Genomic DNA, 15,945 nt, shown 5'->3' with positions numbered 1-15,945 from the left:
ATTAAATGGGAAACGACGACCTATAATTGGAAAGAGATCATTAATCAGTTCAGCATTATCTTTGAAGAACGAATCAAATCGCATCGCATCGAATAAAACCTGCTGACACAGTTCAGCGAGCACTCCCTCGATTTTGATTAATTGGATAAAGGCGCAGCAAATAATCGGCTGCGCCATCTTAATACGTTGTTAAGTAAAAGTGAGCAAAATCGTGAAATTGTAAGCTATGACAAAGTCTTCCCTGATGCCTCTTGAATTAGTGCCAATCGTTCCTGTTCAATTAAAGTAAATGTATCCTGCGTTTTTGCTAAAAGTTGGTTCATTTCTTCTGCCAAGCCTGGGTCCTTCTCACTATTTTCCACTTCAAACAATCGTCCAGCCGTAAATAATAAGGCTTGACTTTCCTCTTTCGACAGATGATCAATGTACAGCTCCAATTTTTCATTGCTTGCTTTTACTATCTCTGGACTGGTAGCAACGTTGGGGCTATTTATAAAAAGCTTCATTTCGCGTTGATGTAAAGCGGCCAATTTGCTAATGAGGCCAGTATCCCCCACATTCTTATTCCTGAAAATAGAGTAGTATTGGTTACGAGGGCCAAATAGTCTTTTGAGAGTAGGGTAAATATCAGCAAGTGGCCCGCCAGATGGCCAAGTATTCCTTTTTTCCCATAGTTTCAAAATTAACTCTGTGCATTCTTTTGCAAGTGCTTCGCGTTCGGCTTCATCCTTTGTCGTTTCCACCCGTCTAATTAATTCGGCAACTCGTTGAGCCATCCATAAACCTAAAATGCTCGACTCTTTGTTAAGCTCCAATTCATGAATTATTTTCTGCCCAAAGCGAGTAATATCGATCCATTGATTCGAGGATTCCATTTGGGTAGAGGGTGTAGACGATGTGTTTTCCTCGATCATATTGATTATCTCGATTTGTTTTTGAATAATTCCGTTTTAATAAAACTTCAATTACCAATACTTGATTGTTACAATGCATATACGCCCGTAGGGCAGACCATTTCATCCATACCCGAAAGCCCGATGAATATGTATTTTCCTGGCGATACTGTTCGTCTCTGCTATCATCAGACCATTGTTCAAAGCGTATGATTTCGTTTTGGTATTGATCAGAGTATGTCATGCCTTTTTCCTTAACCTCAAGCGATAAGCTACGAACCAGAGCTGGTTCAATACGAACACCAATACCTCCAGCTCTACGTCGAGTGATGTCCTTTTGTTCTAAGCCCTCGTACACATATTTTTCTTTCACTAATAAAGGTTGAAGCGCGAAATTACCTGGAAGTTCATCTTTCCATTCCGCATCCTTATCATCAAATCCAAACGACGGAAAAACGTAGCGTTTAGGCTCTGCTGCCTGAATCGCTCTCACTAATGAAGTTGCCATTTCAGGGGAGACGAAAACACTCGTAACATTGGTATCTCCGTAACGATCCTGTTCGCTCTCGTAACGAGATGAATAGCCGAAATCACGATTACCATGAATAACAAGCCAATCCATTTTACCAGGCTCTTTAGTGCCTAATACGTTAATAAAATCATCAGCCGTTCGTTGTTTCCAAGGTTCTGGTAATTTGCCCCAACATTCTGCCAGTAACGGAATTGGTGTTCGCAGATCTGCCAACCAGCCATTTGGTCCACTGTTCGTCAACTGATCTTCAAACCAACTTTCCCAACAGCTCTTCGACTTTATATCTGCCCAATCTTCCATTAATACACTAAGTTGATCAACCATTTCGCCAGCTACGCACATCATAGCATTATAAGTCAAATTGGTTTCTAATGAATCTATTGTAGGTTCCGATGTCTTATAGAGGTATTTTAAAGAGTAATCGTACCTATTCTGATATTCCCAATATTGATTATAGCTTTCCTGGTCATAACCCCATCGATCACAAATCCAATGTTCTGCTAGTATTGCGACAGTTTCACTACTCTGGGCAAATACTTCTCCTAAAGGTTCAAACCAATAGTCCTTGACGTCTAAATGGTTAAATTTTATACGATCAGCCCGTTTTTTGCTTAAGTGTAGGAAATCGCCCTCTACTTTATAACGTTTCCTATTAAGCAGGCATGCGATTGGTGTATTTATTTGCTCTATTTTCTGCCACTGTTCCGTCGAAAATAACTGCTCATCGTATTTACGTAGTCGGAGCAGAGTTTTTTTGGCTAATCCACGGATCTGAACATGCGGCAGATTTTCATTAAACGCATGCGCTGCTATAGACTTTGCATGGGGAATTACAGTAGTAGGTGATTCGTCTGCTAACCGTTCTAGTAGTAACAGTAACCATACAAGAGCTGACATCCAGAAAAATTCATAAGTGGCTGGTATCAATTCACTCGTTTTAGTGAGAGATAGCTCCATTAAGCGGTTGATCAGCGTGTTCCTCAATGAAGTATTGGCATGCCAAGACAAAATCTCTCGTACAGCATGCACTGTTTGCCATCGAACACGCGTATCTGGATAGCCGAATAAATACCAACAAAATTGAGCTAGATCTTCGACTTCCTGTGCTATGTTCGTTTCAGAAGTATTGCTCAAAACATTAAACGGTAGTGCTTTACCATCCTGAAGTAACTTATTCTCCAATCGATTTAGTAACCAATCGGTTAAGTATTCCTGATCATGTAGTAATAGCGGCTTGCAAAGTACATCAGCTGCACGACACAACCTGTCTACATTCAAGTGAGGTAACAAATCTGCCAGAGTTGGCAATAACGTTTCCGCCCGTGACGAACTGACGAGTGGTAACTTAAGAAAAGCTTCTAGATGACAAGGCCATTCCCCCTCATTAATAATATTATCATGCATTTTGGCAAGAAAACGGATCAAGCCATTCTGTTGCTTTACCCATCGTTGCACAGCTTGCACATTTTTCCATCGATCTAAAAAGATAGCCAGTAAATGAATAATTAGGTGACCGTACTGCTCCTGGTACCTATGCTCTTGATAGAGGTTGAGGTTACTAATTAGTTCTAGGAAATCAGTACGCTGGTTGTATGTGATATTATTTCCCAACTCAAGCAGGCAGGTACGTAGGTTAGGAATGTTCATCCCATACTGAATACTTATTTCTGCTTGAAAAGAAGTAAAATCACCCTGCTTTGCTCGATCATACCATTTTAGAAAGTTTTCATCGGGGCTTTTATAAACAGGGACCTGCTTAGCAGGAAGAGCATCAATGTGTAGGGTATCGACAAAGGCGAGAGTAGCATCAAGTTGCTCAACAGCTTGATTTCGAGTCAAGTTGTTTTGTTTACCCCAATCGCTTAATTTCTGTATTGCCTCCACGCGATGCCTTAGTAAGGCATCACGTCTGGCCCAAGTGACTAAGCTTTCAAAAACCTCAGCTTTATTAGTGTTAAACCGCATTTGATTAGAACTAAAAGAGGCTGATACATCTAGTAATTTGAGACCTAGATCAGACCAATTTGCCGTTTCTCCCTGAATGCGAAGCAATGGAATACTTATCCAGGCAGGCCAACGGTTACTACTAGTTGCTCCTTGAAGCAACAGACCGATTGCCTTTTCAATCGGCAAGAAGTCATTTAAATCCCAACGATTAAAAAGCATCAGTCCATTGGATAAATTGAGCTTAGATACAGCCTCCAAAGTCAATTCTAATGGAACATCAATATCTCCTGAAATAAATGGCTTGTAGGCTTCTGTTATCGCCGCCTGCCGTATTCCAAGTTGAGAGTTATTTTTGGATGACGATATGGCTGCCATGGTCTTTAATTGATTGGCAATAAACCTTAATCGGTAGACAACTTCGTCACTTACTCCTTCGCTTGCAGCCTTAACAGCTCTGCGGTAAAGGTCCTGACTCAGTTCGCTGTCAAAACGAAAAGCTGCTTCAGCAGCATGTAAAAGCAGTTGCCAACGGTCTTCAATATTAATTGAATCAGCTTCGCTGTCACTTGCAGCTTCCTCAAGCCACTTTAAACCAAGTGGCTTATATTCGTTAATAGGTAGCAAATATTGCCCTAACTCAATCCAAAACTTTCTAGCAGTATATCGGCCCGTAACCCTAATGGCTTCTACAAACAACTTATTTAACAAATCCTTTTGACCTTTGAGGTTAGCGAGGGTTTGTCCTGCTCCAAAAAGCCATTCCCGCTGCCTATGTATGAATCTATACCGATTGCCAGTATCAACTCTATAGAGATTGTCTAATTCTTCATCGATTTGGCTTGAAATAGTTGTTGTATCAATACAATGGACCAGGGTTTGTGCTAATAAGTTGTATCTAATCAATATTGGTCCAATGTTTTCCACAAATTCCCTTCGGTCTTGCTCATTTGGGTCCGGTTGATTGGACTTTTTAGAAGGAGGCTGTAGTTTTGATGGTAGAATGTCATTAATTGTTATTTCCTGCTGAAGAAGAACAGATTTCAGCGTGACTCCCCGTAATGGAAAAACATACTCTTGTAAGTTGCTGTGTCGGTAAGGTGCGTGGTCTGGCATAGATGGAGCCAGTTCATCAATAACCGTCAGAATAATAGCTGGATCGACTTCATGTGTGGCAAAGAGTTCGGATATTGGAATGGCCCAGCTCAGACCATTGCTTTGTTCAGAATTTCCTCTTGGCCTCCTACGCCGAATCTTTTTGGCTTCTATGGACTCCCGCAAGTCGCTGGCAACGCGATGTACACGTTCCGCCTTAACAGATCGTTTGTTTTCCCAAAGCCTTGCCAATACAATACATTCAGAGCGAAGAGCAAGGTTTGCTTCAACCAAATTTGCTTCAATTGTTTCGTCGTCTAACCAAAGTATGATCTGATCGACACAAATCCTCAAACTCGCCAAAACGCTTTGCAATGGTTGCCATCTAGATAGTGATTGCTTCGCTTGGTCAACTCCATATAGCCAGAAAACGGCTTCCGTCTCATTAGCGAGATCGTTGTCGTATATTTCCCAGTGATAACCATGTTGATCCAAAGACCTCATATATCTTTTGACCCACGCGTCACCTTGTTTTAGGTGCTCTTCAGCGAGGCTACGTTGGGCCTCATTTTTTGCATAAGCCGCTGCCAATTTAAAATGCATTGCTCCCATCCAACTCCTTTTATTTGTAAGATCAAAGTAGCTTACTAAGTTGTTGGTCTTTCCAAATTGATTAGCCAGTGATATATTGGCTTGGACCAAATTGCGCGTAGCTTCGTTAGTATTTTTAAGCTCACATGCTAGCAATAGCAACTGTATCCCTTGTCTATCGCGTTTTAAGTACGCTGCCGCCTTTAGGGCTAATTGAATTTGTTGCTCTTGGGTAGAGATACGCGTTAAACTGTCAGTAATAATATTTAATGAAGGTCCAGTTAGCACCAAGTCAATTAGCTCATCGTATTGCTCTGCTTCCCAATAATGTTCAGCTACAACTTGCGCTGCATATGCGTTGGTTAATGCAATGGTTCTAAAATGGGTGGCTAATTTAGCGTGGGTCTGTTTGAGAATGACCTCTGTTTCGGGCCGAACGCGTAAATGTGTATCAAAATCCTCATCCCGAATTTCAATGAGGTCATCTTCGAATAAAATTCCAGGACGGAGGGATTCGCAAAAAAGCCGTGCCTGATCTAAAGTTAGTTGACATGAATCGGCAAAAATATACAGAGGAATTGGTCGGTGCAGGCAGGTCATTATCGCCAAATATTCCTGTGCTTTGCCCCGATCATTGGAAAGATCAACAGCCAGCTCAATTATATCCTCAAAGATTTTTGCAGGCACTAAATTAGCATGCCGAAAAACATATAGAAAAGCCTGAAAGCTACTCTTAAACTCCTTTGCCTTCTCCAGTAAATACTGCTGAATGCGTGGGTTGTGACGGGTTTTGCCGTGAAAATCTTGACAGGATGCTGCTCCAGCGTTTTTAAAAACTTGTCTAAAATGAGCGGCAGAAGCATTAGTATCAAATCCACTAAGCTCAAAAAAGTAAGTTTCCTTGGGAGCTTTCAACGAATTGGCTCGATCACCAGTTCTGGCGCTCATGACTAAGCGACAGTTGGCAGGTAGAGTAAGTTCCCAAAGGTGCGGAACAAATGAATTTGTCTCTCCTTCAATTGTAGCCTTGATTACAGCATTGTCAGCCGCATCAATACCAATAACTAATAAGCCATTATTCTTATTAACAAGATCAGCCGCCTTATTAAGGCGATTCTGAAACATGCTGATTAGAGTATATTTGTCATTAGCAGGAGGAGTAGTTAGAAAGGGTATCCCCGTTTGAGTTGACAATTCATTGCTAAGCTGCATTACAGCGCGCAGTAATGTATGTCGACCAGAGTTAATGTTTCGGTAATTTCCCGCCCCGAAGCAGTCATATAATACCATGACTGAGCCTGTGGGTAAATGAGCCTTTATTTGTTGAAGCGTAGTGCTCTTGCCAACTCCCGCTACTCCGTGCGCTAATACCTTTGTGTTTTGCGAAACTATTTGGGCTAATCTTAAGGCATCATCTGTTCGTATTAAGTTGTTTGGTAAAGACAATTGTGGTTCTTCAGGGAATAACTCTTTATACTCGGCTACATGGAGAGCAGCCAAAACATCTCCCAGTTTAATTCCATCTGAGCTTGCATTTTCTGGTAACATGTGGCTATTCACTAGATCTTTAAGTTCCAATAATGCCGAATGACGCTCAAAATGGGATATAGATTCGGATAGATCATCCAAAGTAGCCAATTGCTGCCAGGAGCGCGATCCTGAATCGCAACCACTTAAATCCAGGATAGATAGAAAATTGAAAAAATCCTCATCTGAGAGCTTTAGTAGGTCATGAAGAGTTTTTAAATGCCGCTTGGTAGTATGTGCTTTAGCTGGAAGAAGCGTTAAGAAATGGGTGTAGCTTATTGATACTGTACAGAATCCAATAGCTGTTTTGATTAAAGAAATCGATTGTGCCAGTTTGTCATCTATCGACTGATTACTAACCAGTCGAATAGATGTTTTAGCAACTATTTCTCTTCGGTTAAATCCGTTACTAATTAGATCCGAATAGCTATCTGCAAGACGTTGAATTACAGAATCTCTTGACGTTTTTGATTTTCGTTTTGTCAAAGATGAAAGAGTCCATTTCCCTTCAGCGTTAGTTGTGCTGTACTTTATTTGTGTAATAACAACTTGCGTCGATTTCTCAAAATCACAACCACCAAAGTACTCAGTCATATCAGCAGCTAAGAAGCTATCCTTTCGGGGAATATTGACCGAATCCTTAGCATTTACACCTTCAACTTTTACACATGTTAACGGACTTTTAGGTGATAGCATGGAGACGATTCTCCGAATAACCCAGAGTTTATGATAATCGTGACCAGCATTTGAATAATGAATACTTGACGCTTGGTCTAGCGAATTCGGCGTTTTGTTAGACTTTCTGGCTTTAGGCAAGGAACTCATTGGGATCTTATACGAAATAATTAATTCATCAGGCTACCAATTTACCTAATATCCATGACACATGCTGTAAATTAGTAATTGACCACCATTATCTTCTTTCGTCGTAAAATCTAATGTTAGAAAGCCGCCATATCCTATTCAACAGTCCGGCAACTTTACTTTTCTTTGAGAGTAAGTGATTTGATCAGTTGGCCACTTAGAATTGCTATAGTCAAAAGAATTAACTTTGGTTATAGACAAACAAATCATAATGAACTCCACGCTTGCTTCGGCCCAAGGCGACCGAATTGACTTTGCCGGTAAGTATCCACAGTTTCGATTATTTGCTGCGAAGGTGTATGACGAATTAGTCGATAATACTCTAGCATGGATAAAAATCGGAGACCCAGAAGCGGGTAAATTAGATGATATTCAATTTGCCACGCGAACCGAAATTCATGCCTTTCAAGTTAAATGGAGTGCTGCCAATAAGACGCCAGCGTTTCGATATAAAGAATTGGTACAGTTATTACCTGACTTGTTGACCAGTTGGCAACAGTTAGTTTTTGCGAATCAATCTGAAGGTAAGCGACTTCGAATATATCTGCTTTCAAATCGACTTCCCTCTGAAAATGATCAAATTAAGCTCAATGGAGTTAATATTGGTAGTTTCCGTCATTTTATAATGAATGTATGGAACCCTTTGCGAGTAGGAGGAAAATTATCAACGTTGGCTCCTTCTTGGCGTTCATTCGTTAAAAAAGAACTGGCCAATTATAAAATAGACCAGAACAAGTTTGTTCACTTCGTACAGTCGAGTACACTGATTTTTGGCGACACTCTACCTGATCGATCTTCCCATCGACATTATCATACTTATAAGAAGGATACAGATGCGCTGTTTGATTTCATTTTGAGTGAATTACATGACCCGGCTCATCGTGTCCTTTTCACAGCATCTGAACTAAAAAAAGCGCTAGGTTGGGAAGAACGCACGCAAGAGATATTCTCTCACGACTTTTTTGTTGATCCAACTCAGTATGAACCAAATACGCTAACACTCAGAGCCATATCATCAGCGGTTGATAAGTTATCCGGCGGCTACATTTTTGTACAAGGCGGACCTGGAACTGGTAAGTCGACTCTATTAACTGAATGGGCAAAGAGTCGGAGGGAACGAGTCATTCGTTATTTTATTTACCTTAATCAAGGGGCTGCTAATGGGCGTACCAGTACTCGTGGAGACGCGCTACATCTTTACCATGATTTATCTGTCCAGTTAGCCAATCAAGGTGTTTTTAAAGAGGGGGTGCTACACACAGCTTGGGATTTAGGACAAATACAAAGCATTTTTACCCGGCAACTTGTTGAACTCAAACAGGAATATCAAAACACTGGTCAGAAAGCTATTATCATTATTGATGGACTTGATCATATTCCGCGGGAATATCATCCCAATCAAAATCTACTACATTTCTTACCAGCACCGAATGATATACCCGAAGGCGTCTATTTTGTGCTGGGTAGTCAAACCTACGAGTTAAATGATTTATTTCCGCCGGTTCGACAGGCTTTCGACCAAGTTGAACGTTGGGTGGAAATGGAAGCGCTTTCTAAAGCTACCGTAGGGACAATCGCTGAACGAAAGCTAGGCAGATCATTGTCAGATACGATTCAGGATCAAATATTTCAACGATCAGCAGGCCATCCACTATATTTAAGCTACATTATGCGTAGCCTTTCTTCAATAGATGTAATTGAGATTGAGGATCGGCTTAAGCTATTCCCACTGATTGATGGGGATATCGTGTTGTACTATGATTCAATCTGGCAGGAGTTCGCTGATAATGAAGTTTTCATTGAATTGATGGGTTTGATCGCTCGGCTTCGATATGGTGTACACAATCGGATGCTTCTAGAATGGCAACTTTCACATCCGCAGAAACTACTTTTAAAGCGGCTGTTAGATCAATTCTTTGACCAGTTCTTCGGTTACCGAAACTTCTTTCATAATAGTTTTCGACAGTATGTGATCAAAAAATCAGCAATAGATATTCTAACTGATACATTTGATGAGCAAAACGATAAGCTTCTTTATGGTAAGTTGGCCGAACGATCTCAGCATTCAGGTGATCGGCTCTTTCAACATGATTATTTGTACTACCTATACCAAGCTGGTCGTTATGAAACGTTTATGGAGATAGCTTCAGCAAGCTATTTTGACCAACAAAGGCATCGTTTTCGTCCTCTAAAACAAATTATCGAAGATCTCCGACTAGGTTTAACGATCGCGGCTCAACATCATAGCCTTAACAAATTATTAGAATATGGCTTTTTAACGGCTGAGATACAGAACCGTAGCTATCATCAAGATCAATCACAGTTCTTTACACTTTTTCCTCAGCTATTATCTCTTGACAGCTTAGCAGAGTATGCCTTAACTCTTTCTTCTGATCAAGTCAAGCCAACGTTTCAATTGGTGCGTTTGCTATACGGGAATGGGCATCGCTCGGAAGCACGGCGTTTATTCGCTTTGAAAGAACCTGTCGAATTGAGCAGGAAAGAGCTTGTCTTAACACAGCAGCTTACAATAAACTACCATTTTCATAACGTAGATGAATTGTTGACGGAATGGATTCGTACCGTGGCTTTGTGGGCTGATCCGGCGGTTTTAGTTCCCAAAATACTTTCTCTTACCTATCAAGAATCGCCATGGGTAACAGAGTATGAACACATAGCCGAAGAGGAGCGCAAAAAACTAGCGCAGATAAAGTCCGTCATGCTGGAAACCCTTGTGGATTCATTAAGTGTAAAGAAAGAGACTCGTAGTTTAGCGAAAACTGTCTTACAACACTTATCCGAGCTACATTCTGTTAATCTGCCTTTCCTGATTCGTCAGCACCGTCTGATTATTGAAGACTGCCTGGCAGACAAAGATGGTGCGTCTGCAAACGAAGTACTTACCCAATTACTCAATCAAGTATCCCCCAATCAAGTTACAAAGAATATATTACGAGTTTCGGTGGCTGAACTCATCTACCAGGTGCGTCGCGACAGTATCTTAATACAAGAATGGTTAAATAACATTTCAACTGTTGATGAGCTAGAGGAATTGAACTCATTTAGTTTTGATAAAAACACATTTGAACAATATCGACCTGATCTCTGGTTTATCACTCTAAAAGCATACGTAGGCGATCCTGTTCGGCTTCACGAATACTTTAGAGAAAAAGAGGGTGATGATACAGAGGGGTATAATGTGTTGGTAAATTGGATGCGAAGTGCAGGAGAAATAGCTCAGTTGGGTGGGGAATCGAATCATGAATTACATCTAAGTAATCGAATCTTATTGCCTTTAGCTCGCTTTTACTATGCGATGCCTGAAAGACTATTCCATCATCGCTACTGGTATTTTGCAGAGAGGGGGCGCGAAGGTTATTTCCAAGAATTAGTTCATACAATTGGTTTATACGGACACCACGCAATTCAACAAGCAGGCAAACTTTTCAAGCAAGAGTTCATTCAACAATCAACGTTCTGGCCTGCCAAACTAAGACGGCAGATTTGGCTAGACCTCGGCCAGTATGGTTTTCCAAGCGAATATGTAAAGGCTGAAATAGAACTATTAGAATCGGAACTATTAAATGAAGAAAGCGACGTAATGAGTCGCCAGAAAGAAGCCCTTAAGCAAGCTAATGTATGGTTAATATTAAATGAACCGGAACATGCAAAACGTTGGGTTACACGCTCGTTAGATGAGGCTTTCGGAATTAAAAATGAGAAAGACTACCAGCTCAGTGACTGGGCAGGCTGGCTTAAACGTGTAAATGATTTTGAGCCAACTAAAGCTGCAGAGCGAATACGCTGGTTGGCTGGCTATATCAAATACGTTCGACAAGTAACACAGAGTGCCGCTGCAGAAGGGCTGAGCGATGAATTATTAGATGCTACTTGGCAGTGGAACACTCAGGCGGGAATTTTACTATTTAACTGGTCGCTTAGCCATGGGTACTCTAAACTTCAAGATGGGCTAGCTTCCCTTTTGGGAACCTTGCTGACTGAGGCTGATGAGTCGGTTATTCCCAGTGTTGCAAGTTTTTATGGTAGTGTATTTCTTTATAATTCATCCAAAGTCGATAGATCGCTCCTAAAACAACTAGTCAATCGAATAAAGCTCCACACCAACTGTAGCCAATTGATTCGTCAGCTTCTATTAGATATTGATCGATATGCTTTGCCAGAAAGTCGGCCAACATACCAGGAAGTACTAGAGGAAGTTAACGTTGTATATCAATCTCCACGTTATATACCAGAGGAGCGTAGCCACTGGAGAACCGCAACAAAAATTCACGTGGGTGGCCATACGCCAATGACAAACAGAGAAATTGCTGCTTTAGTCAATAACCTTGACGAATTAAAGTCGATTACCCCCCAAGCTAAATTAACTGATAATGGTGGTGTGTTTGATTGGATGCCTGTATTACAAAAAGTTAAACAGGAATTGATAGAGGCTGGAATTGCTACTATGTTAGATACTCTTCCTGGCGATAAACATGTTGCCTTTAATCTGTTAACTGCTTTAGCCGAATTGGCAGTAGAGGCTGGACAGTCTAATACCGCGCGAAGCATTGGGCGACGTTTGTTAGCTGATGAACGAGGAGGTTGGTTAACAAACTATGATGAAGGTAAGCGTTTAGCCGCCTATAGGATATTGACCAAGCTTGATGGAGATTCTGCTCATAAGGAAGCCTGGGCTGATTTTGCTCGATCATTTATTGAATCAGGGAATATTTCATATCTACGCGATCTAGCAACGATTTTGCCTGTCGTTAGCCCTGGTTATGATGTGCTGGAAGTGTGGTTACAGATTGAGCACTATATCACTCGATTGATGGGCGAAGGAGAATGGGATAGCCATGTACCTATTTTAGAAGATCAAAAAACGATAAGTCCTGAAACCTGTTTAGCGACGATTACTTTACGACTGGCAACAAGTTACGAAAAAGGTGTTTCAGAATCAGCTCAAGTCTTCTTTGCGCATCAATTGGTGGTTGAACGACAAGTTTTTTTGGATGTTCTCAATGACTACTTTGTCAATGCGGATGACTTTGGCCGATTGATGTTTACGCGTATGATGCTGTATCTTGCCAATTACCATCCAGCTTTACTCATTCAGTTCCGACAACATGTGCAACAGTTACTTAAGGATCGCCTTTTTAACGTTCGCGTTAGCGCTTATCAACTTTGGCGGCAAATGGGTGAATTCCCGTCAACTACTTCAACGGTTATTTCTCCATTGCCTTGGGGCGATTATTGGCGTTTATTTGAGGTAGGAGTTCTCTATGTAAACTTCGATGAAGATCAACACTGGGTTGATAATAAGATAAACGCAGATGACGTCCTTCATATCTTAGATACTGAATTACAATTACTTACTCAATTAGTCGGTATCCCGGAGTTGATTCTTGGCCAACGGATCGTTGAGATACTGAATACCGAACTGTCAGATAAGAAGTCAGCCCTAAGTCTACGCGCACAAGCGGTTGAATTCGGAATCGAAGCCATCTCATATCCATATAATCTAGTAGCAGATTATGTATTAAATGTGATCTTAGGAGAGCTTGTCGAACACGGTTATTTTCAAAAATGGCTTGACTGGTCGGGTATCGTTCCGTTTTTTGATCCTAATCTGTGGTATATAGAACATCAACGTTGGCCATCGTTCATTGAGGGTATCTTTTCACCAGAAAACGTTCAATATGGTTCTTATCAATTGGACGAAAAGTGGCCCTCGAAAGCGGATCAAAGTCTAATTCGATTGACACTTGTCCAGGGTGAACAGATTATACTTGCTGAACGAAGCTTCTTCCGAGGTCTAGGATGGGAGTACGATAGCGAACTTCGAGAAAGCTGCGTGGACTTTTCAGGCAGAGAGAATCTTTTCTCCTTCGACTATGGCGCATTCAAGAATTATAACCGATTGATGATGGCTGAGGTTATCACTCTCGATAATAGCCCTTCGCTAATTATTGCTAACCATGGAATGAACCTATTTGATACTCCTCAAAACATTGTTACTTGGTTGGCCTTCAACCCGCGAATAGCTAAAGAAATGGGTTGGCATCTAAGCGATCAAGGTGTTTTTAGGTGGTTAGATATAGATAATACTATCATGGTTGAATCTATCTTCTGGACTGATGGCAATACTCGGATGAATCCTCCACATTTAGGCAGTGAAACAGGTAGCGGTTGGCTGACATTATCCTCTGAGAAGGCTTTCGCTCAATTAAGTAGCAAGTACAAGTTCGTGCAGCGGCAACATGTACATCGTTGGAGTCGCGTTAAATCAACTCAAAAGACTCTAAACGGAGAAGCATCGAGAATCGTTCTGTTATAGTGAATAACTATCTTATCGATGGTGATTGTTTATAGTATTTATGACTGAATTTAAGAACTAAAAAACTATCTTTTGAGTTAACATTTCTGTTATTTTTTCCAACTTTTGCCATTTACGCTTTCAATTGACGAATTGCAACGACAAACTATTACATTAGTAACTCATAAGATTAATGATATAAGTGGAAAGCAATAGGCAAAGATGGAGAATAGCTTTTGATGGAAACTATAGTGCAACCAAAGTCAATAATTCAATAAAATTAAGCGCCCTAAATATTTAATTAGCGGCAAAGAAGATTTATGTGTAGAGATAAAAAAACGGAGTTATATGCAACTGCTGTACATGAAGCCGCACATTTAGTTGTAGGGTTATTAGGGTACGAGTATGGTGAAATAACTGTATCTTATGCAGCTAGATTAGATAATGATTTACCTAATAAGATTTCAATAGAATGTAATAATACCTCTGCCGGGTTTGTTGACAATCCTAATAGTAACGAATATGTAGATTTCCCTTCCTTAGCTAATCATAGACAAAGCTGGCACCTAATACGATTATTAGCCGGTTACGCAGCCGAAACTTCTTATGAACTATCAATTCAATATACTATTGAAAACGTAAAACGCATATTTAATAATTGTAAAGGAGACTTAGCAAACCCATACGATTTTTGTAAAGTAACCCGTTTTTTAGATGAAATAATTGATTCTAAACTTGATAGGCTTCAAGACAACCACGAAATATTTATCAAAAATGCTCTAATATTTTGGAGGAAATCTTTAGAGGTTGTTGAGCAACCATTGGTAAGAGAAGCTGTTTGTAATTTGGCAGATAAATTGGTAGATAAAACGATATTATCTAAAGAAGAAATCATTGAGCTACGGAATAAAAATCTAGAAGTAGCAGGAATTGATCAATATTTGATAATGCTACCAATCATAAATCTAAAGATTTAAATGCCTTTCCTATTCTATAGCTGCACCTAGAATTCAACAGAACGGTCTTCATATCAATAAAAGAGCCATTGATAAGAGAAAAATGAGACAAACTATATTAGATCAGATTGCTACGGCACTTGCTAATTGTAAAAAGCATTTTATCAGAGAACAAGATATTCAATTCTATTTATATACTTATTTCTTGCAGTCAGGCAACTACGATAATGTTTTTTATGAATACCATGTTCCTAGTGAGTTAATGCCACCTTATTTATGGAATGACGTCCACAATATCTATATAGATATTGTTTTAGAGAAAAATAATGAATTTTATCCAATTGAAATTAAGTATAAGACAACCAAAGAGAAACTTTCTCATTTGGTATTTGGACAAAATGTAAATGTACTACTTGGTCACCACGGCGCACAGAATATTGGTTGTTATGATTTCTGGAAAGATATAAAAAGAATTGAATACTTCGAGGAGGTTTTCCATTTTGTTAAAAGAGGTATTGTTATATTCGCAAGTAATGATCCATCCTACATGAAGCCGCCAAGAAACACGACTATAGGGTATGCCCCTTTCTCCATTCATCAGGGGAGGAATGTTGCTGCTGGCACACAACTTAATTGGAACGGGGCTGGTTCTACGGCTAATGGGCGACCCGGTTTTACTGTTAACCATGATTACACGATCAGTTGGATAAAATTACCCTTTCAACATCATTACTACATTTTAGCATAGTCTCTACATAGAGATTTGGCTTCTGGTGACAGTCAGCAATCTCGAAAGGCTTTGGTAGCATTCATTTTTACGAAGTGAACAGATTACCCCTTTAGATATAAAAGAGCTGGTAAAATATACGCCATCGACTGAAAATAAACAAATAGAAGTATTCTCTTCAATATCAATCTGTTTTATAAGTCATATTTAAAACTCCATCATTGCTTTAAGCTCATAAATGCTTCTCAGTCCTTCCAATAATTTGTTCGAGTTTTCACCTGTTAGGGGTACTACCAAAACGCCTAATTAACTGAAAATCAGTTTGTTAGGCGTTTGTTGTTTTGGGTGGGGGCACTATTGACAGAAAGTTAATAAGGTATAATGTAGTGATACCACCCATACCCGTTCCAAAATATATGATTCAGACTCGTGATGATAAATGGGACCTAGACCATCCGAGAGCAATCCGAAGGCTTACCTCATCAATCTGGTCAAGGTCT

General features: G+C 40.1%; 5 protein-coding genes. 3 read left to right on the top strand and 2 right to left on the bottom strand.

The features are described 5' to 3' along the window. Positions 1-224: 224 nt before the first annotated feature. Complete coding sequence (locus tag GJR95_RS16840; protein WP_162386973.1) at positions 225-875, bottom strand: hypothetical protein; 651 nt, start codon at positions 873-875, stop codon at positions 225-227. Beyond that, positions 817-7,407, bottom strand: a complete 6,591-nt coding sequence (locus tag GJR95_RS16835) for an ATP-binding protein (RefSeq protein ID WP_162386972.1) — start codon at positions 7,405-7,407, stop codon at positions 817-819. The genes GJR95_RS16840 and GJR95_RS16835 overlap by 59 nt, the downstream gene beginning before the upstream one ends. Positions 7,408-7,657: 250 nt before the next feature. On the opposite strand from GJR95_RS16835, the gene GJR95_RS16830 reads away from it, so the two are divergent. The 3 genes from GJR95_RS16830 to GJR95_RS16820 all read left to right on the top strand — a co-directional run bounded on the left by GJR95_RS16830 (position 7,658) and on the right by GJR95_RS16820 (position 15,466). Beyond that, a complete protein-coding gene (locus GJR95_RS16830; RefSeq protein ID WP_162386971.1) occupies positions 7,658-13,783 on the top strand; it encodes an NACHT domain-containing protein in 6,126 nt (2,041 codons plus the stop codon). Between the two features lie 299 nt (positions 13,784-14,082). Continuing rightward, a complete protein-coding gene (locus GJR95_RS16825) occupies positions 14,083-14,739 on the top strand; it encodes a hypothetical protein (protein ID WP_162386970.1) in 657 nt (218 codons plus the stop codon). Between the two features lie 82 nt (positions 14,740-14,821). Next, complete coding sequence (locus GJR95_RS16820; protein WP_162386969.1) at positions 14,822-15,466, top strand: hypothetical protein; 645 nt, start codon at positions 14,822-14,824, stop codon at positions 15,464-15,466. Positions 15,467-15,945: the final 479 nt, after the last annotated feature.

Origin of the sequence: Spirosoma endbachense (assembly GCF_010233585.1) — a bacterium.
Taxonomy (GTDB): Bacteria; Bacteroidota; Bacteroidia; order Cytophagales; family Spirosomataceae; genus Spirosoma; species Spirosoma endbachense.
The sequence above is the reverse complement of the archived record's forward strand: the minus strand, read 5'-3'. Positions and strand labels throughout refer to the sequence as shown.